Source organism: Sphingopyxis granuli (genome assembly GCF_001559015.1).
In the GTDB taxonomy this organism is placed as follows: domain Bacteria; phylum Pseudomonadota; class Alphaproteobacteria; order Sphingomonadales; family Sphingomonadaceae; genus Sphingopyxis; species Sphingopyxis granuli.
This window is the reverse complement of record NZ_CP012199.1, coordinates 404821-423770: the sequence shown is the minus strand read 5'-3', so window position 1 is coordinate 423770 and position 18950 is coordinate 404821. Positions and strand designations below refer to the sequence as shown.

Sequence of the window (18950 nt, the reverse complement as noted above, 5' to 3'; positions counted from 1 at the left end):
CCCCCCCGGACCCTATATGATCGACATGACGGACACTGCAGAGACGAACGCGCCGGACCACGGCGGCAAGCATCCCAACACCAATGCCTATGGCGCCGATTCGATCAAGGTCCTCAAGGGCCTCGACGCGGTGCGCAAGCGGCCGGGCATGTATATCGGCGACACCGACGACGGGTCGGGCTTGCACCACATGGTGTTCGAGGTCAGCGACAACGCGATCGACGAGGCTCTGGCCGGGCATTGCGACCTCGTTCTCATCACGCTCAACAGCGACGGGTCGGTCAGCGTCGAAGACAATGGCCGCGGCATCCCGACCGGCATCCATCCGGAGGAAGGCGTATCGGCGGCCGAGGTCATCATGACCCAGCTCCACGCCGGCGGGAAGTTCGAGAATACCAGCGACGACAACGCCTACAAGGTGTCGGGCGGCCTGCACGGCGTCGGCGTCAGCGTCGTCAACGCGCTGTCCGAATGGCTCGAACTCACCATCTGGCGGGGCGGCGAGGAGCATTGGATGCGCTTCGAGCATGGCGACGCGGTCGCGCCGCTGGTCGTCCGCGGCCCCGCGCCGGCGGGCAAGAAGGGAACGCGCGTCACCTTCCAGGCCTCGACCGAGACGTTCAAGAACGTCACCGAGTTCGATTTCGAGAAGCTCGAACATCGCTACCGCGAACTTGCCTTCCTCAACTCGGGGGTCCGCATCAAGCTGGTCGATGCACGCAGCACCGAGCATGTCGTCCACGACCTCTTCTACGAAGGCGGCATCGCGGCGTTCGTCAAATGGCTCGACCGCAACAAGACCGCGCTGCTTCCCGATCCGATCGCGATCACCTCCGAACGCGACGGCATCGGCATCGAGGTCGCGCTCGAATGGAACGACAGCTATTATGAAAATGTCCTCTGCTTCACCAACAACATCCCGCAGCGCGACGGCGGCACCCACCTCGCCGCCTTCCGTGCCGCGCTGACGCGCACGCTCAACAATTATGGCGAGAAGTCGGGACTGCTCAAGAAGGAGAAGGTCAGCCTGACCGGCGACGACATGCGCGAGGGGCTGACCGCGATCGTCTCGGTCAAGCTGCCCGACCCCAAATTCTCGTCGCAGACCAAGGACAAGCTGGTCAGCAGCGAGGTGCGCCAGCCGCTCGAAAGCCTGATGGCCGACCGCATGACCGAATGGCTCGAGGAAAATCCGGGCCATGCCAAGGCGGTGATCCAGAAGGTCGTCGACGCCGCCGCCGCGCGCGAGGCGGCAAAGAAGGCGCGCGAGCTGACGCGGCGCAAGGGCGCGATGGACATTGCCAGCCTGCCCGGCAAGCTCGCCGACTGCCAGGAGCGCGATCCCGCGAAATGCGAGCTGTTCCTTGTCGAGGGCGACTCGGCGGGCGGGTCGGCCAAGCAGGGCCGCGACCGCCACGTCCAGGCGATCCTGCCGCTGAAGGGCAAGATCTTGAACGTCGAGCGCGCGCGCTTCGACCGTATCATCTCGTCGAAGGAAGTCGGGACGCTGATCCAGGCGCTCGGCACCGGCATCCGCGACGAGTTCAACGTCGAGAAGCTGCGCTATCACAAGATCGTGATCATGACCGACGCCGACGTCGACGGCGCGCATATCCGCACGCTGCTCCTGACCTTCTTCTACCGCCAGATGCCGGAGATCATCGAGAACGGCCATCTCTACATCGCCCAGCCGCCGCTCTACAAGGTCGCGAAGGGGCGCAGCGAGGTCTATCTGAAGGACGACACCGCGCTCGAAAATTATCTGATCGACGCCGGCATCGACGCGCTGCTGCTCGAAACCGCGGGCGGCGCGCGCTCGGGCAAGGACCTGCGCGAGCTGATCGAGCACGGGCGGCGGCTGCGCGCGCTGATGCGCTACGTGCCGCGCACCCTCGACGCCGGGCTGATCGAGGCGCTCGCCTTCGCGGGCGCGCTCGATCCCGAACTCGACGCCGCGGGCCGCCACAGCGCCGCCGAAACCGCCAGCCGCTGGCTGAACGCCGCCGAGCGCGCGCTGACCGGCGGCAACGAAGCGGTGTGGACGATCGCCGCGGTCGAGGGCGGCGGCTATACGCTCGAACGCCGCTGGCGCGGGGTCAGCGATCATCATGCGATCGACCCCGCCTTCCTCGCGAGCCAGGAGGCGCGCCGCCTCCACAAGCTCGCCGCCGAGCAGGTCGAAACCTATGCGCGCCCCGCCCGGCTGGTGAAGGCGGGCAGCGCCGCGGCCGAGGTCGAGGCGGCGTCCGACGACGAGGAGGCGGAAGCCGCCCGGACGCCCGCGGCGCGCGCGACGCCGGTCACGCGCCCGTCCGAACTGCTCGACGCGATCTTCGCGCACAGCCGCCGCGGGCTGGCGATCAGCCGCTACAAGGGGCTGGGCGAGATGAATGCCGAGCAATTGTGGGAAACCACGCTCGATCCCGCCAACCGCTCGCTGCTGCGCGTCGAGGCCGAACAGGCCGACATCGCGCACGACATCTTCGAGCGGCTGATGGGCGACGAGGTCGAACCACGGCGCGATTTCATCCAGACCAACGCGCTGTCGGTCGCCAATCTCGACGTCTGACCGGTCCACCGCTGGCCGCGAATTCGAACCGATACGACGCCGGCCGCTTGCACCCCGCGGGCGCCGCTGCTTGATGCCGCCCACGTCAAAGGGGAAGGTCTGCATATGCGGCGTTCGATGGGATTGGCCCTGGCCTTGCTGTTGGCCCCGTCCTTGTGGTCGGCCGCGCCGGCGATCGCGCAGGATCAGGGTCCGGGCGAAGCCGACGCCGACGACGGCACCGAAATGGGCAGCGGCGTCGCCAGCTATTACAGCGACGAACTCGCCGGGAACCGCACCGCGAGCGGCGAACCCTTCGATCCCGACGAACTGACCGCCGCGCACCGCACGCTGCCGTTCGGCAGCAAGGTGCGCGTGACCAACATCGCCAACGGACAGAGCGTCGTCGTCCGCATCAACGACCGCGGCCCCTTCGGCCGCGGCCGCGTGATCGACGTCAGTCACGCCGCCGCGAAGGAGATCGGCATGCACCGCTCCGGCACCGCGCGCGTCAACATGACCTTGCTCGACGACTGAGCGGTCGACCGGTCAGGCCGAACGGCCGATAAGCTCCTCCCCTCTCAGGGAGAGGCTGGTTTCAAAAAGACAGGCGCCGCCGACAGGATCCGAACATCGCTTTTCACCTATATATTTTTAATTTCCTGCAAATATTATAGATATACGAAATCATATGATTCGCAGGAGAGACGGAAAATGACCGAACAGCACCGTCCCAAGGGACTTTCGAGCGCGGTCAGCTATCGGGACAGCAAGGCCGCCTTCCGCTGGCTCGAGGCGGCGTTCGGTTTCGAGCCGCTGTTCGTGCTGCTCGATGCCGACGGCAATCTCGCGCACAGCGAGATGGGCTATGGCGATTCGGTGGTGATGGTCGGCAACGAATGGTCGGACGATCACCGCAGCCCCAAATCGATAGGCGGCAAGAATACGCAGTCGGTGCATGTCCAGCTCGGCGCCGGCGAGGACATCGACGCGCATTGCGACCGCGCGCGCGCCGCGGGCGCCGACATCATCGCCGCGCCCGAGACGCAATTCTACGGCGACCGTACCTATCGCGCCAAAGACCCGGAGGGGCATATCTGGACCTTCGGGGTCACCGTCGAAGCCAAAACCGCGGAGGAATGGGACGCCGAGGGCGGTTTCACCACCAAGACGCGGCTCGACAATTGAGCGCCGCGCTCGACCGCACCCTCACCGCGCTCGCCGATCCGCAGCGCCGCCGCGCGGTCGAGCTGCTGCGCGAGCGGCCGCGCAGCGCCGGCGATCTCGCCGGCGCGCTCGGTCTTGCGCCGCCCGCGATGAGCCGCCATCTGCGCGCGCTCAAGGCCGGCGGGCTGGTCGAGGATGCGCATCCCGATTTCGACGCGCGCGTGCGCATCTATCGCCTGAAGGACGGCGCGACCGACGAGCTCAAGGCCTGGCTCGCCGAAACCGAGGCGCGCTGGGCGCACCAGCTCGCGGCGTTCAAGACGCATGTCGAAGGGCGGAGCGCGTGAGCCGTGCGGCGGTGATCGTCGCGCTGCGCGTCGCCGCGTCGCCGATAACGGCCTTCACCACCTTCACCCGCGACATCGGTCGCTGGTGGACGAGCCACCCGCTCTTCCCGCTGACGCCGGAAGGCGACGGCGAACTGCGCTTCGATCCTCCCGGCCCCGGCGGCCGCCTCGTCACCCGCTTCGCCGACGACACCGAGTGGGAGATCGGGGCGGTGCGGCACTGGTCGCCCGGCGAACGCCTCGCCTTCGGCTGGCGGCTGCCCAGCTTCGCGCCCGACCAGACCACCGAAGTCGAGGTGCGCTTCGAGGCGACCGGCGCCGAGACGCGGGTAACGGTCGAGCATCGCGGATGGGACGGCATTCCGCAGCATCACGCCGCGCGGCACGGGTTCGAGCTGATGCTGTTCCAGCATCGGCTGGGCGAGCATTGGCGAAGATTGCTCAAGGGGTTGAGCGAACTTCTCTGAACCGGTGCTGGCTTTGGGGTAGGAAACGGTCCTCCCCCCCTTCGTCATGCTGAACTTGTTTCAGCATCCATGGCCCGCCCTCTCATCCAATGCGACGCCCTAAGGAAGCGGCAGACCATGGACCCCGAACCAACTCAGCAATGATCCCTTTTCGACAAGTAGCTGTTCCCCTGCGAAGGCCGGGGTCCACACGAGGCGGTGCTGTGCCATCTGGACCCCGGCTTTCGCCGGGGAACAGTTCCTGCCTTGCCTGAAGGACATATACGCCAAACACGTTCAGGGCGACGAAAGAACAGACGACGTCTTCCAGTCGAAAGCGAACATCCGTAGCGCGGCCGTCGGTCCGGGGGCTTGCCCCCTGCCGTCCACGGCGCCACATCCGCTGCATGGCCCTGCCGCCCCCCTTCGCCGACTGGTTCGCTGCGCGCGGATGGCGGCTGCGCGGGCATCAGGCCGCCATGCTCGCGGCGGCGGAGCGCGGCGAGCATGCGCTGCTCGTCGCGGCGACCGGTGCGGGCAAGACGCTCGCGGGCTTCCTGCCCAGCCTGACCGACCTTGCGGGTCGTCCCAGCGACCGGCTGCACACGCTGTACGTCTCGCCGCTCAAGGCGCTCGCCGCCGATGTCGAGCGCAACCTGCTCGGTCCGATCGCCGCCATGGGCCTCGACATCAGCGTCGAGAGCCGCAGCGGCGACACCAGTTCGGACAGGAAGGCGCGGCAGCGCGCGAAGCCGCCGAACATATTGCTGACGACGCCCGAATCGCTGTCGCTATTGCTCTCCTGGCCCGACAGCTTCGCGATGTTCGCCGATCTGAAGACGGTGGTGATCGACGAGATACACGCCTTTGCGCCCGGCAAGCGCGGCGACCTCCTGTCGCTCGCGATGGCGCGGCTTCAGCGGATCGCGCCCGGCCTGCGCCGCGTCGGCCTGTCGGCCACCATCGCCGACCCCGACGCCTATCGCGCCTGGCTGGCGCCCGACGCCGATGCCGGGGCGGTGACGCTGGTCGAGGGCGAGCCCGGGGCCGATCCCGACATCCGCATCCTGCTGCCCGAGGGCGCGGTGCCGTGGGCCGGCCATTCGGGGCGCTATGCGGTGCATCAGGTGATGGCGGAGATCGCGAAGAACCGCACGACGATCATCTTCTGCAACACGCGCGGGCTCGCCGAGCTGATCTTTCAGGAACTGTGGAAGGTCAACGACCTGTCGCTGCCGATCGCGATCCACCACGGCAGCCTCGACCGCGAGGCGCGCCAGCGCGCCGAGACGGCGATGGCCGAGGGGCGGCTGCGCGCGCTTGTCGCGACCGCCAGCCTCGACCTCGGGCTCGACTGGGGCGACGTCGACTGCGTGATCCAGATGGGCGCGCCCAAGGGCTCGTCGCGGCTGCTCCAGCGCATCGGCCGCGCCAACCACCGGCTGGACGAGCCGAGCCGCGCGCTGATCGTGCCCGGCAACCGCTTCGAATATCTGGAGGCGCGCGCCGCGCTCGACGCGGTCGCGGCGGGCGAGCGCGACGCAGACCGCTTCCGCCCCGGCGCGCTCGACGTGCTCGCGCAGCATGTGATGGCGCTTGCCTGCGCGGCGCCGTTCGACGAGGCCGAACTGCTTGCCGAGATTCGCACCGTGACGCCCTATCGCTGGGTCGATGCCGGGCTTTTCGCGCGCCTGCTCGGCTTCGTGCGCGACGGCGGCTATGCGCTCAAGAGCTATGACCGGTTCCGCCGCCTCGCGCCCGATGGACCGGGGCGCTGGCGGGTCGCGCACCCCCGGCTCGCGGCGCAGCATCGGCTCAACGCCGGGATCATCGTCGAGGCGCCAATGGCCGCGGTGCGGTTCCGGAACGGGCGGCGCCTGGGACAGGTCGAGGAATATTTCGCCAGCACGCTGACGCCCGGCGACACCTTCGCCTTCGCGGGGCTCAGCCTCGAGGTCGAGGCGATCCGCGACACCGACCTGATCGTCCGCGCGACGACGCGCCCCGCGCGCATCCCCAGCTATATGGGCGCGCGGCTCGCCATCTCGACCCGCCTCGCCGACCGGGTGCGGGCTTTCCTCGCCGATCCGGCAAGCTGGCGGCGCTTTCCCGAGGACGTCCGCTTCTGGCTGGAGATGCAGGCGCTGCGGTCGGTGCTGCCGCGTCCCGGCGAACTGCTCGTCGAGACCTTTCCGCACGAAGGCGCGCATTATCTCGTCTGCTATCCGTTCGAGGGGTGGAACGCGCACCAGTCGCTGGGGATGCTGCTGTCGAAGCGGATGGAGCGCGCGGGGCTGCAGCCGCTCGGCTTCGTCGCCTCCGACTATGCGATCGCGCTCTGGTCGCTGAGGCCGGTCACCGATCCCGAGGCATTGTTCGACGCGACGATCCTCGAAGGCGAATTCGTCGAGTGGGTCGAGACATCGCACCTGCTGAAACGCGCTTTCCGAGAGGTCGCGGTGATCGGCGGCCTCATCGAGCGCCAGCATCCGGGCAAGCGCAAGACGGGCAAGCAGGTGACATTTTCGACCGACCTGATCTTCGACGTGCTCCGCAAGTACGAGCCCGACCATCTGCTGCTCGAGGCCGCCTGGGCCGATGCGCGCGAGCGGCTGACCGACGTCGCACGGCTCGGCGACCTGCTCGACCGCGCGGCCGGAACGATGGTGCACCAGCGGCTCGACCGCATCAGCCCGCTCGCAATCCCCGTCCTGGTCCTGATCGGCCGCGAGAACGTCGCCGCCGCCGATCTCGACGACGCGCTGCTCGGCGAACTCGCCGACACGCTCGCCGAAGCGGCGATGGGGCCCTAGGGCCACCCAAAAGGCGACTCCTCGTCCCGCTTGCCGCGGCGCCGCCGCAGGCGTAGACTGGCATCAAAAGAAGGATGCCGCCATGAGACACGCCGCCACCCGCGCGCCGCTTTGGATCCTCCTGCTCGCGGCCCCCGTGCTGCTGGGATCGACCCCGCCGGGCGCGACGATCCCGACGGCGCCGATCGTGCCCGCGTCCCCGACCGACGGCATCGCCGACCCGGCGACGACGACGAGCGAGGTCACGCCCTTCATCCAGCCGTTCGACCTCGACGCGACGCGGCGCATGGCGGTCAACGTCATGGTCGGCGGGCAAGGGCCCTTTTCCTTCCTCGTCGATACCGGCGCCGAACGCACCGTGATCGCCAAGGAGCTTGCCGAGCGGCTCGGCCTGCTTCCCGGCGCGACGCTGCGCCTCGCGACGATCGGCGGTTCGGCGACCGCGCAGAGCTATCGCGTCGCGGCGCTGCAGATGACCGACCTGCACATGAGCGGGTTCGAAGCCCCGGCCTTCGCCGGCCGCCATATCGGCGCCGCGGGGCTGATCGGCGTCGACATGCTCGAGGACCGCCGCGTCCTCATCGATTTCCGCAAGGAAAGCATGGCGATTCTCGAGACCCGGCGCCGGGCGCGGCCGATCATCCGCGACGACGATGCGATCGTCGTCACCGCGCGCAATCAGGCGGGGCGGCTGATCCTCGCCGACGCGCGGCTCGACGGCCACCGCGTCGACGTGATCGTCGATACGGGGGCGCAGACCAGCGTCGGCAACCTCGCCTTCCAGCGGCTCGTCGCCAACCGGAAGCAGAACCGCCTGCCCTTTCTTCCGGTGACGCTCAACGCAGTGACCGGCGAGCCGGTCGCGGCGATGCGTACGATCGTCCGCCGCATCTCGATCAACGGGATGGAAGTCAACGACCTGCCGGTCAGCTTCGCCGATTCGCAGGCGTTTCGCGCGCTCGATCTCGCGGAGCGTCCGGCGCTGCTGCTCGGCATGGACAGCATGTCGCTGTTCGATCGGGTCGAGATCGATTTCCCGAACAAGCGCGTCGTCTTCGACCTGCCCGAACGCGCGAGCCGCGACCCGGCGCTGCGTTATGCCGCCGCGGGGATCGCTGCCGGAAGCTGATCGTCGCAGCCTGTCGCCCGGCGCTTGCCGCCGTCCCGCAGCCTTGCCATAGCCGCGCGATGGCGCCCGCCCCGCTCGCCCCATCGCCGTCCGCGGCTTCGCCGACGCTGGACTTCGCCGGCCACCGCTTTGCCGTGGCGGGCGACCGCGCACTGTTCTGGGCGCGGCACGGCGCGCTGATCGTCGCCGACATGCACCTCGAAAAGGCGCGCTGGTATGCCGCGCGCGGCCAGCCGCTGCCGCCCTATGACAGCATCGACACGCTCGACCGGCTCGCGCGGCTCGCCGCCGACACCGGGGCGCGGCAGATCTGGTGCCTCGGCGACAGCTTTCACGATCCACAGGCGGCGCGCGCCGTCGCACCGGCGATCGCCCGGCGGCTCGCCCGCCATGCGGCGCAGGCGCGGCTCGTCTGGGTGGCGGGGAATCACGACGGGCTGAGCGGCGACGCGTGGGGCGGTACCGTCGCCGACGAGCTGGTCGTCGACGGCATCGTGCTGCGCCACCAATGCCTGCCCGGCGAAACACGGCCCGAGATTTCGGGGCATTTCCACCCCAAGCTGCGCCTCGCACTGCGCGGCCGCAGCGTGTCGCGCCCCTGCTTCGCCGCCGACGACCGGCGCCTGATGCTGCCGGCCTTCGGCAGCCTCACGGGCGGTCTCGACGTCCGCGACGCGGCGATCGCAGAGCAATTTTCCGGCCCCTATCGCGCAATGCTCGTCGCGCAGGGACGGCTGCTCGCTTTCCCGTGCCGCGACGCCGCCGGATGTGACGCTACGGCATAGGGGACTTCCCCTAAATTCCGCCCGGCGTGCCCCGGCGCGGCTGTGGCGAAAAAGCATCACTCGTTGCAAAGAAACGCGCAAAAGCGCGAGCTTGACTGGAACGCGGAAGCGATCGGGCTATGATCGCGCGGCAACGAGAACAGAAATTCTATGAGAGGAGTGCCCCAAAATGAAATCATCTTCCCTTCTGTCTGCCCACCTGCTGCGCACGAGCGCGCTCGGCGTATCGCTGGCGGTCGCCGCGGTTGCCGTTCCCGCCTTCGCGCAGGACGCCGCGCCGCAGGATCAGGCGACGGCGGACGACAGCGGCGACGCGCCGATCATCGTCACCGCGCAGGGCCGCGCGCAGCTGCTGTCCGACGTGCCGGTCGCCATCTCGGCGGTCAGCGCCGAGACGCTGCAGAACAGCGGCGCCAACGACATCCGCCAGCTCAACCAGGTCGCCCCGTCGCTGCTCGTTTCGTCGACCGGTTCAGAGGCCAACGGCTCGGCACGCATCCGCGGCATCGGCACCGTCGGCGACAACCCCGGGCTCGAAAGCTCGGTTCCGGTGTTCATCGACGGTGTTTATCGCTCGCGCTCCGGCATCGGCCTCAACGAACTGGGCGAGATCGACCGGGTCGAGGTGCAGCGCGGGCCGCAGGGCACGCTGGGCGGCCGCAACTCGTCGGCGGGCCTGATCAGCATCTATTCGAAGAAACCCTCCTTCACCTTCGGCGCCAATGGCGAGGTCACCTACGGCAACCACGACTATTGGCGCCTCGGCGGCAGCGTCACCGGGCCGATCAGCGACACGCTCGCGGCGCGCATCGACGGCGTGTGGGTGAAGCGCGACGGCTTCTACAACGACGTCAACAACAACACGCAGATCAACAACCGCGACCGCTATTTCCTGCGCGGGCAACTGCTGTTCGAACCGACCGATGCGTTGTCGCTGCGCCTGATCGCGGACTACACCAACCGCGACGAGCGCTGCTGCGCCGCCATCTATGTCGACAACAGCGTCAATCCCTATATCGGCAACCTCAACAATCCGAGCCCGACGGGTGCCGCGACCGCGACGACCAACAACATCACGCGGGTGCTGATCGACCTGGGACAGCCCGCCGCGGCGCTGACCCCCGGCTACAACCGCGACATCTATGTCACCCCGGGCCGCAGCTATGCCGGCAAGACCAAGGATTACGGCTTCTCGGGCCAGATCGACTATGATTTCGGCGGCGCAACGCTGACGTCGATTACCGCCTATCGCGAATATCGCTCGGGACAGGCGGGCGACCTCGACTACGGCGCGGTCGACATCCTCTATCGCGCCGACGACAAGGACGCCTATCGCCAGTTCCACACCTTCACCCAGGAACTGCGGCTGCAGGGCGAAGCCTTCGACGGCAAGCTCGACTGGCTGATTGGCGGCTTCTACGCGAACGAAAAGCTGACGGTGCGCGACAATCTGCGCTTCGGCGACGATTATGGCCGCTTCGCCAACTGCCGCCTCGTTAGCGGCAGCCCGCTTGCGGGCCTCTATTCGCCAGGCCAAGAAGGCTGCGTCGCGGGGGGTATCGACAATCCGCTCGGGGTTGGCCGCAATACGATCCTCGGCGCTTCGGGTGCTTCTGGGGCGGATATCGTCGCCGCCTTCTCCGCGCTCGACGGCCTCAACGACCTCGGCTCGATCAACGACCGCTATCGGCAGAACGGAACGAACTGGGCGCTGTTCACGCACAATATCTTCCACATCACCGACACGCTCGATCTGACGCTCGGCCTGCGCTACACGCACGACAAGAAGAAATTCTCGGCCAGCTTCACCAACGACAACACGGTCTGCACGACGATCCAGGGCTTGGTGCTCGACGATCTGACCCAGCAGAACCAACCCGGCGATAGCGTTGCCGTGTTGGGGCAACGTGCAACGGCTAGGGCCCTCGCCGGCGCGCTGATCGGTCTCGGCTGTCAGGGCAATGCTACCGCCGAGCTCAATGGCGTGTCGATCAGCGACCAGCGCAGCGAGGACAAGTTCACCGGCACCGCGATCCTGTCGTGGAAACCCACCGACGATCTGATGACCTATGCCAGCTATTCGCGCGGCTACAAGGCGGGCGGTTTCAACCTCGACCGCTCGGCGCTGAAATCGCCGATCGTTCCGTTCGGCGGTCAGGCGGGCGCGCAGGCGCTGGTCAGCGGCCTCCAGTTCGACCCCGAACTCGTCACCAGCTACGAACTCGGCGCCAAATATTCGGGCGGTCCGTTCAGCGCCGGGCTGACCCTGTTCCGCACCGACTTCAAGAACTTCCAGCTCAACACCTTCAACGGCTCGACCTATATCGTGCAGACGATCAACGGCTGCTCGGCCGATCTCGGCGGGGCCGACCGTGACCAGAGCAAGTTTACGAGCGCGCCCAACTACAACGCGGCAGCCGGAACGACCGGCGCCTGCGCCCCGGACGACGTGACCTGGGGCGTGCGCTCGCAGGGCTTCGAACTCGAAGCCTCGCTGATCCCGGCACGCAGCTTCCGCATGACCGCGGGGCTGACCTATGCCCGGACCAAGTATAACAAGAATCTGGTCGGCAACTCGTCGGGCACGCCGCTCGACCAGGCGCTTCGCAAGCTTCCCGGCGACAATATGTCGAACGCGCCCGAACTGGTCGCGACCGGCAGCATCGCCTGGACGCCCGACATCGGCAGCAGCGGGCTGACCGGGCTCGTCTATGTCGACGGCCGCATGACCAGCGACTACAACACCGGCTCCGACCTCTTTCCGCAGAAGGAACAGGACGGCTATGCCATCTTCAACGCGCGCCTCGGCGTGCGTGGCCCCGACGAGAAATGGGGCATCGAGCTGTGGGCGCAGAATATCTTCAACAAGCAATATTCGCAGGTCGCCTTCAACTCGCCGTTCCAGGAAGGTGCGACGACGGCCGATTTCGCCGATCCGCAATATCCGGGCGGCCGCCAGATCTTCTCGATGTTCCTCGCCGAACCGAGGACCTATGGCGTGACGCTGCGCGGCAAGTTCTGAGCCGCAAGGGGGTCGGGGCGGCCGCGGCCGCCCCGATTGGAAAAGGCGGGGCCGACGCGCCCCGCCTTTTTCTTTTTGTCAAACTGGCATTCGTGGCAGCTGTGGCAGAAAAGACGCGCCCGCGGCGCAAAACCGCTACGGAAACGGGCGGCCTCTGGTCGCTTCACGCCATTTTGATATGCTCCTTCCTCGCAGAATGAAAAGATATTGCGAGAGGAGGACCACCGATGAAAGCCAAGCGTTTTTCCGCGTCCCACCTGCTTCACACCAGCGCGCTAGGGGTATCGCTGGCGGTCGCCTTCGCCGCGACCCCGGCGCTCGCGCAGGCGCGCGGCGGCGAGGGATATGAGGATCCCGATTCGATCATCGTCACCGCGACGCGGCGCAGCGAGATGCTGTCCGACGTGCCGATTGCCGTATCGGCCGTGACCGGTGAGACGCTGGAAAAGACCGGCGCAACCGACGTGCGCGCGCTGGGGCAGGTCGCACCGTCGCTGCTCGTGTCGGGCGCGACGAGCGAGGTCAATTTCACCGCGCGCATCCGCGGCATCGGTACGGTCGGCGAAAATCCCGGGCTCGAAAGCTCGGTCGGCCTGTTCATCGACGGCGTCTATCGCAGCCGCACCGGAGTCGGCCTGTCCGAACTGGGCGACATCGAACGCGTCGAGGTGCTGCGCGGGCCGCAGGGTACGCTGTTCGGACGCAACTCGACCGCCGGGCTGATTAACATCGTCACCAAGGGGCCCGAACTCGGCCATTTCGGCGGCAAGGGGTCGGTCAGCTACGGCAATTATGATTACTGGCGCATCGACGGGTCGCTGAACGCGCCGCTCGGCGACAAGGCGGCGCTGCGTCTCGACGGCGTGTGGCAGAAGCGCGACGGCTTCATCAGGAATGCGACGCCCGGCGAACCCGACATCAACGACCGCGACCGCTGGCTGGTGCGCGGGCAGATGCTGTTCGAACCGAGCGACAGCATCAGGCTGCGCCTGATCGCCGATTACAGCGAGCGCGACGAGAATTGCTGCGGCGGCGTGCTGCTCGGCCCGGTGCGCGGCCTGACGCGCGGCGCCGACGGCTTTCCGGTCGCCGGACCCAACACGCTGCTGCCGCTGCTCCAGCTTCTCGGCGCCAACCATCAGGTGCCGCCCCCGGGAGAGAGCTTCATCCGCACCCAGGCGACCACCCCCGGCATCACCTATCGCTCCGACACCAAGGACTGGGGCGTTTCGGGCGAGTTGACGTGGGAGCTCGGCCCGGCGACGCTGACCTCGATCACCGCCTATCGCGACTACAAGAATGCGCAGGGGCAGGACGCCGACTTCAACGCGCTCGACATCCTGCACCGCACCGACCTCGACCGCCGCTTCCGCCTGTTCACGCAGGAACTGCGGTTGCAGGGCGATGCGTTCGACGGGCGGCTCGACTGGCTGATCGGCGGCTATTTCGCCAACGAGAAGCTCGATGTCGACGACGACATCGTCTATGGGGCCGATTACGAGCGCTTCGCCAACTGCCTTGCGGCGGTGACGCTCGCGCCGACGCTGGTCAATCCCGCCTCGGCCACCTGCTCGAACCTGCCCGCGGCCTCCTTCCCCGGCTTCCAGGGGATCGCGGCACTGCTCAACGCGCCGCGCCTCAACGGCACGGGCGCCGCCGATCCGAGCTTTCACCAGCGCAGCACCAACTATGCGCTGTTCACCCACAACAGCTTCGACCTCGTCGAGGACCGGCTGACGCTGACGATCGGCGCGCGCTACACGCATGAAAAGAAGACGCTGGCCGGCGACGCCAATTTCACCAACACGCTGTGCCCGGCGATCGTCAATTCGTCGCTGCAGGCGCTCGCGAGCCTCGCCTGCGTCATCAACGGCACCGCGCCCGACCTCGTCAAGGGCGCGCCGGGCACGCGCTTCAGCGACAGCCAGTGGACGGGCACCGCGGTGCTGAGCTGGAAACCGACGCCCGACCTGCTCATCTATGGCTCGGCGTCGAAGGGATACAAGGCCGGGGGCTTCAACCTCGACTTCTCGGCGCTCGACCGGCCGTGCAGCACCACCGCGGGGTCGCCGGCGCAGAACGCCGCCTGCACCGCGCTGCTCGCGCTTCCCGCCAACACCCCGGCCAACGGGCGGCCCGAGGCGAGCGACCTCCAGTTCGCGAGCGAAAAGGTCGACGCCTACGAACTCGGCATCAAGTGGGACGGGCCGGGAATCGACGTCAACATCGCCGCCTTCTGGCAGGAATACAGCAATTACCAGCTCAACACCTACAATGGCGTCAATTTCGAGGTGACGAACATCCAGGCGTGCAAGGACGACCTCGGCACCGGCCCGATCGACAACAGCGCCCTTACCGGCGGCTGCGCGGCCGACCGGCTGAAACCCGGCGTCGTCGCCAAGGGGCTGGAGATCGAGACCTTCCTGCGCCCCGCGCGCTATCTGTCGGTCAACATGGGGCTGACCTATGTCGACACCCTCTATCGCCGTAATCTCGTCGGCACCGGAGGCCGGCCGCTGTCGCCGGTGCTGTTCCAGCTTCCCGGTCGCGGCGTGTCGAACGCCGCCAAATATGTCGCGACCGCGGGGATCAGCTGGACGCCGCCGATCGGCGGCTCGGGGATGAGCGCGCTCTTCTATCTCGATACGCGCCTGCAAAGCGACACCAACACCGGCTCCGACCTCGACGTCGAGAAGATCCAGGACGGCTTCGCGGTCGTCAACGGCCGCGTCGGCCTCTACGGTCCCGACCGGCGCTGGGGAATCGAACTGTGGGGGCAGAATCTGCTCAACAAGCGCTACTACCAGATCGGGGCCGACATGCCGTTGCAGGGCAGCGGCACCTTCCGCTCGGTCGCGGCGCCCGCGTCACTCGGCTTCCCGGCGACGGCGAGCCAGCTTTTCGTCGGCTTCCCCGGCGAACCGCGCACCTATGGCGTGACGCTGCGCGGCCAGTTCTGATCCGGCGCGATCGCGCTTCGACCGCCCGCGCGCCATCCCGCGCGCGGGCGGTTTTCTTTTGCTTTTCGCCTGTCCTTGCATAGGCTTGCGCGATGTTCGCGATCGACTCCCTGCTCGTCAAAATCGCCCTGATCGGCGTCATCGGTATCGGCGCGCAATGGGTCGCCTGGCGGACGGGACGGCCCGCGATCGCGCTGATGCTGCTCGCCGGCATCGTCGCCGGCCCGGTGCTGGGCCTGATCGACCCGGCAAAGGATTTCGGGGCGCTGCGCGAACCGATCATCAAGCTCGCGGTCGCCGTCATCCTGTTCGAGGGCGGGCTCAGCCTGAAATTCCGCGAACTGCGCCATGCCGGCGTCGCGGTGTTCATGCTCGTCTTCGTCGGCGTGCCGGTCGGCTGGGCGCTCGGCACCGCGGCCGCCTATTACGGCGCGGGGCTGCCGTTCGAGCTGTCGGCGCTGTTCGGCGGCATCATGGTCGTCACCGGCCCGACGGTCATCGTGCCGCTGCTGCGCACGCTCAACATCACGCCGCGCGTCAAGCACATGCTGAAATGGGAAGCGATCGTGAACGACCCGATCGGCGCGCTGCTCGCGGTCGGCATCTATTCCTACATCATCCACGGCGGCAGCGCGGCGAACGGCGTCGGCATCGTCACCGATGTCGTCGCCGCCAGCCTGCTCGCGATGCTGATCGGCGGCGCCGCCGCCTTCGCGCTGACCGCGGCCTTCGTGCGCGGCTGGGTGCCCGAATATCTGAAGGCGCCGGTGCTGCTGACGACGGTGATCGCGGTCTTCGTCCTCTCCGACCTCATCATGCACGAAACGGGACTGATCACCGTCACTGTTATGGGAGTGGTGATGGCGAACCGCGAGACCGATTCGAGCCATATGCTGATGCGCTTCAAGGAGGATCTGACCGTCCTCCTCGTCTCGGGCGTGTTCATCATCCTGTCCGCCACGCTCGACTGGACCGTCGTGCAGAATTTCCAGCTTCGTTTCCTGCTCTTCCTCGTCCTGCTGCTCTTTGTGGTGCGGCCGCTGACGATCATGACCGCGCTGCTCTTCACCCGCATCCCCTTGCGCGAGCGCCTGTTCGTCGCCTGGATCGCGCCGCGCGGCATCGTCGCCGCCGCCGTGACCGGCCTGTTCGCGCTACGCCTGTCGGATTACGGAGTGCCGGGCGCGGAGGCGCCGGTGCCGCTGTCCTTTGCAGTGGTCATCGCGACGATCTTCGCGCACGGCTTCACCGCCGCGCCCTTCGCGCGCTGGCTGGGGCTCGACCGCGGCAAGGGCGACGGGGTGCTGCTCGTCGGCGCCAACGGCTGGACGATCGCCTTCGCCGAGTTCGTCAAGGCACAGGGCCGCGCGGTGCTGGTCGCCGACACCAGCCAGCTTGCGCTGCGCCGCGCGCGGCACGCCGACCTGTCCGTCTATCACGGCGACATACTGGACGAGACGCACGACGACCATCTCGACATGGGACGCTATCAGCAGCTGATCGCCGCGACCGACAACGACGCCTATAACGCGCTGGTGTGCAGCGAGCTGGCGCCCGAGGTCGGCCACGACCGGGTCAGCCGGGTGATCGCCGAAGCGCCGCAGGGCAGCCGGCGGCGCGGGCGCGTCCTGACGCTCGCGGGCACGCCGATCGAGACGCAGCTCGACCGGCTGCAGGCGGGCTGGACCTTCGGCCGCACCCGGATCACCGAGAAATTCCCCTATGCCGATTTCGTCGCGCGGATGAAGGCGTCGGGCGGCGACAGCCTGATGGTCGCGCGGCCGTCGGGCGACCTCGCCGTCTTTTCCGCCCAGCATCGGCCGCCGGTGGAGCCGGGCGACACGATCTGGACCTTCGTCCCGCCCGACGACCCGCGCACGCGGATCGAGGCGCGCGAGGCGGCTCCCTGAGCCGATCCCTGAATTAGACTCTGATGACTTTGGATTGACCCACTTCGTCATTGCGAGCGGAGCGAAGCAATCCAGGGCGGCCTGCGCACACTCTGGATTGCCGCGCGGCTTCGCCGCTCGCAATGACGAGGCCGTCTGATGTCATCATGGTCCAGCTTAGCGCGCCCGCGCCGCCTGGTGCGCGATGTCGGTCATCAGCTTGCGGAACAGCACCGCCCCCGCGGTGCCCGACGATTTGAGCGCGCGCTCGCAATCGAGCAGCCGCGTCATCAGCCGCGCGACACGCAGCGAATCCCAGATGTGGAGCTGCGCCGTCACCGCATCGCGCTCCTTCCAGAAGACGCCGCTGCTCCGCGCCGACACCACCGTCGCCGGATGTGCGCCCGCATCGACCTCGGCGCGCAGCCGCGCGAGCTGCATTGCACGGATGCCGAGCGCGCGGATGATGCGGATTTCGGCGACGCCGATCGCCGCCGCCTTCGCCAGCATGTCGGGCAGGTCGCGCACCTTGCCGCCGAGCGCGACGTTGATACACGCGCTGACGTCCTCCTCGTGCGTCGCGGCGCCCAGCGCGGCGATGTCGGCCGCCGTCACCTGCCGCTGCCGGTCGGGCGCGGCGTCGAGGTAGAGCGCGATCTTCTCGATCTCGCGCCGCATCAGCGCCTGGTCGCCCGACACGAGATCGACGAGCAGCTGCGCATCGGCGTTGGACAGGCGCAACCCCTGATCCTGCGCCGCGTCCATCGCGATGCCGACCAGCGCGCGCCGGTCGGGCTGGTAGCAGATGGCGGCGACCGCCCCCGCCGCGCCCTCGACCAGCTTGACGAGCTTCGAACGCGCGCTCACCGACGCGCCGGTCGCGATCACCGGGTTGATCGCGGTGTCGGCGGCGAGCAGCGCCTCGACCGCCGACAGGCAATCGTCGCCGCTGCCCGCGATCTCCAGCCGGATCACCCGCGCCGGGGAAAAGAGCGACATCGACGCCGCCTCGGCGGCGAGCAGCGCCGCATCCTGCGACAACTGCGGCGAGGCGAGATCGAGCCGCTCGGCCTCCGCCCCCGCGAGCCCGACGAGGTGCGCGGCGACCGCGCCCATCGTCGCCTCGTCGGGACCGGTGAGCAGGACGAAGCGGACCGCGGGATCGAGGCGCGTCTGGCGTTCGAGGTCGGCGGGCTTGAGCGGCTTCATCGCCGCTCAGCGCGCCGACGGGAGTGCCGGGGCAGTCGCGGCCTGCCCGCCGCCGCGGCTCGCGAACACCGCGACACGCGCGACGATCTGGTCGGCGATGCCCTGCGCGAGCCGTTCGAGGGTCGAGGATTCGGCGGCGATCGTCGCATATTCGCTGCCGACGACGTCGATCCCCGCGTCGGCCGCGGCGGTCGCGTCGAGCAGCACCTCGCCCGACCCCGCATCGACGAGCTGGTAGCGCGCGCGCAGCGTCCGCCGCTCGCGCGTGACCGCATCGTCCGAGCGGACGCCGAAGCCGGTGATCGAATCCTCGAGCCGCACGTCGAGCCGCAGCCGCGCGCCCGCGCCCTGCCCCGCCTGCGTCGGCTGGAGCCGGTCGCGCAGCGCGTTGCGGACGAGCCAGCCCGAATGCCCCTCGATCGGCGCGACATCGACATCGGCGAGCGTCCGCGCCACCGCGCCCTGGCTGCCGTTCGCATAGAGCGGGCGCAGTCCGCAGCCGCCGAGCAACAGCGAGGCGGCGACGAGCGAGAAGGTCAGGAGGCTACGCATCGGGGGAATAATGACCGCAATCCCTGTTCGTGTCGAGCCCGTCGACCGCCAGCAGGGGGCCTCCGACCGAAGTCGATGCAAGG

Annotated in this window: 13 protein-coding genes; 11 read left to right on the top strand and 2 right to left on the bottom strand. The window is 68.2% G+C overall.

The annotated features are described in order from the left end of the window. Positions 1 to 25 precede the first annotated feature (25 nt). From gyrB to SGRAN_RS01985, 11 genes are all read left to right on the top strand, one after another. On the top strand, positions 26 to 2569 hold the full coding sequence (gyrB, locus tag SGRAN_RS02035; protein ID WP_067186821.1) for a DNA topoisomerase (ATP-hydrolyzing) subunit B: 2544 nt from the start codon (positions 26 to 28) through the stop codon (positions 2567 to 2569). Positions 2570 to 2686: 117 nt separating this feature from the next. Then, positions 2687 to 3085, top strand: a complete 399-nt coding sequence (locus SGRAN_RS02030; RefSeq protein WP_311880391.1) for a septal ring lytic transglycosylase RlpA family protein — start codon at positions 2687 to 2689, stop codon at positions 3083 to 3085. A 177-nt stretch (positions 3086 to 3262) separates the two neighbouring features. Continuing rightward, complete coding sequence (locus SGRAN_RS02025) at positions 3263 to 3736, top strand: VOC family protein (protein WP_067180320.1); 474 nt, start codon at positions 3263 to 3265, stop codon at positions 3734 to 3736. Continuing rightward, positions 3733 to 4062, top strand: coding sequence for an ArsR/SmtB family transcription factor (locus SGRAN_RS02020; protein WP_067180318.1), 330 nt, complete (start codon positions 3733 to 3735; stop codon positions 4060 to 4062). The genes SGRAN_RS02025 and SGRAN_RS02020 overlap by 4 nt, the downstream gene beginning before the upstream one ends. Then, entirely contained in the window at positions 4059 to 4529 is a 471-nt protein-coding gene (locus tag SGRAN_RS02015) for an SRPBCC domain-containing protein (RefSeq protein WP_067180312.1), read from the top strand. The genes SGRAN_RS02020 and SGRAN_RS02015 overlap by 4 nt, the downstream gene beginning before the upstream one ends. A 386-nt stretch (positions 4530 to 4915) precedes the next feature. Continuing rightward, entirely contained in the window at positions 4916 to 7321 is a 2406-nt protein-coding gene (locus SGRAN_RS02010; RefSeq protein WP_067180310.1) for a ligase-associated DNA damage response DEXH box helicase, read from the top strand. Positions 7322 to 7403: 82 nt separating this feature from the next. After that, the gene (locus SGRAN_RS02005; protein ID WP_067180307.1) at positions 7404 to 8450 is read left to right on the top strand and encodes a retroviral-like aspartic protease family protein; all 1047 of its coding nucleotides are present in this window, start codon (positions 7404 to 7406) and stop codon (positions 8448 to 8450) included. A 59-nt stretch (positions 8451 to 8509) separates the two neighbouring features. After that, positions 8510 to 9235 carry a ligase-associated DNA damage response endonuclease PdeM gene (gene pdeM / locus SGRAN_RS02000; protein ID WP_082737040.1) on the top strand — a complete coding sequence of 242 codons (726 nt, stop codon included), beginning with the start codon at positions 8510 to 8512 and terminating at the stop codon, positions 9233 to 9235. 169 nt (positions 9236 to 9404) lie between these two features. Continuing rightward, positions 9405 to 12257, top strand: a complete 2853-nt coding sequence (locus tag SGRAN_RS01995) for a TonB-dependent receptor (RefSeq protein WP_067180305.1) — start codon at positions 9405 to 9407, stop codon at positions 12255 to 12257. 227 nt (positions 12258 to 12484) lie between these two features. Continuing rightward, positions 12485 to 15217 (top strand): TonB-dependent receptor, encoded by a 2733-nt coding sequence (locus SGRAN_RS01990; RefSeq protein WP_067180302.1) that lies wholly within the window; start codon positions 12485 to 12487, stop codon positions 15215 to 15217. Positions 15218 to 15309: 92 nt separating this feature from the next. Then, positions 15310 to 17127 carry a cation:proton antiporter gene (locus SGRAN_RS01985; protein WP_172709599.1) on the top strand — a complete coding sequence of 606 codons (1818 nt, stop codon included), beginning with the start codon at positions 15310 to 15312 and terminating at the stop codon, positions 17125 to 17127. 156 nt (positions 17128 to 17283) lie between these two features. Here the strand turns inward: SGRAN_RS01985 and holA are convergent, their stop codons facing one another. Together holA and lptE are read right to left on the bottom strand one after the other, a co-directional pair. Continuing rightward, the gene (gene holA / locus SGRAN_RS01980) at positions 17284 to 18315 is read right to left on the bottom strand and encodes a DNA polymerase III subunit delta (protein WP_067180299.1); all 1032 of its coding nucleotides are present in this window, start codon (positions 18313 to 18315) and stop codon (positions 17284 to 17286) included. A gap of 6 nt (positions 18316 to 18321) precedes the next feature. Then, positions 18322 to 18867, bottom strand: coding sequence for an LPS assembly lipoprotein LptE (lptE, locus tag SGRAN_RS01975; RefSeq protein WP_067180297.1), 546 nt, complete (start codon positions 18865 to 18867; stop codon positions 18322 to 18324). Positions 18868 to 18950: the final 83 nt, after the last annotated feature.

Excerpts from the sequence above, each read along its gene's own strand:
- gyrB (WP_067186821.1), top strand. The coding sequence starts at position 26 with ATGACGGACACTGCAGAGACGAACGCGCCGGACCACGGCGGCAAGCAT.
- SGRAN_RS02030 (WP_311880391.1), top strand. The coding sequence starts at position 2,687 with ATGGGATTGGCCCTGGCCTTGCTGTTGGCCCCGTCCTTGTGGTCGGCC.
- SGRAN_RS02025 (WP_067180320.1), top strand. The coding sequence starts at position 3,263 with ATGACCGAACAGCACCGTCCCAAGGGACTTTCGAGCGCGGTCAGCTAT.
- SGRAN_RS02010 (WP_067180310.1), top strand. The coding sequence starts at position 4,916 with ATGGCCCTGCCGCCCCCCTTCGCCGACTGGTTCGCTGCGCGCGGATGG.
- SGRAN_RS02005 (WP_067180307.1), top strand. The coding sequence starts at position 7,404 with ATGAGACACGCCGCCACCCGCGCGCCGCTTTGGATCCTCCTGCTCGCG.
- pdeM (WP_082737040.1), top strand. The coding sequence starts at position 8,510 with ATGGCGCCCGCCCCGCTCGCCCCATCGCCGTCCGCGGCTTCGCCGACG.
- SGRAN_RS01995 (WP_067180305.1), top strand. The coding sequence starts at position 9,405 with ATGAAATCATCTTCCCTTCTGTCTGCCCACCTGCTGCGCACGAGCGCG.
- SGRAN_RS01990 (WP_067180302.1), top strand. The coding sequence starts at position 12,485 with ATGAAAGCCAAGCGTTTTTCCGCGTCCCACCTGCTTCACACCAGCGCG.
- SGRAN_RS01985 (WP_172709599.1), top strand. The coding sequence starts at position 15,310 with ATGTTCGCGATCGACTCCCTGCTCGTCAAAATCGCCCTGATCGGCGTC.
- holA (WP_067180299.1), bottom strand. The coding sequence starts at position 18,315 with ATGAAGCCGCTCAAGCCCGCCGACCTCGAACGCCAGACGCGCCTCGAT.
- lptE (WP_067180297.1), bottom strand. The coding sequence starts at position 18,867 with ATGCGTAGCCTCCTGACCTTCTCGCTCGTCGCCGCCTCGCTGTTGCTC.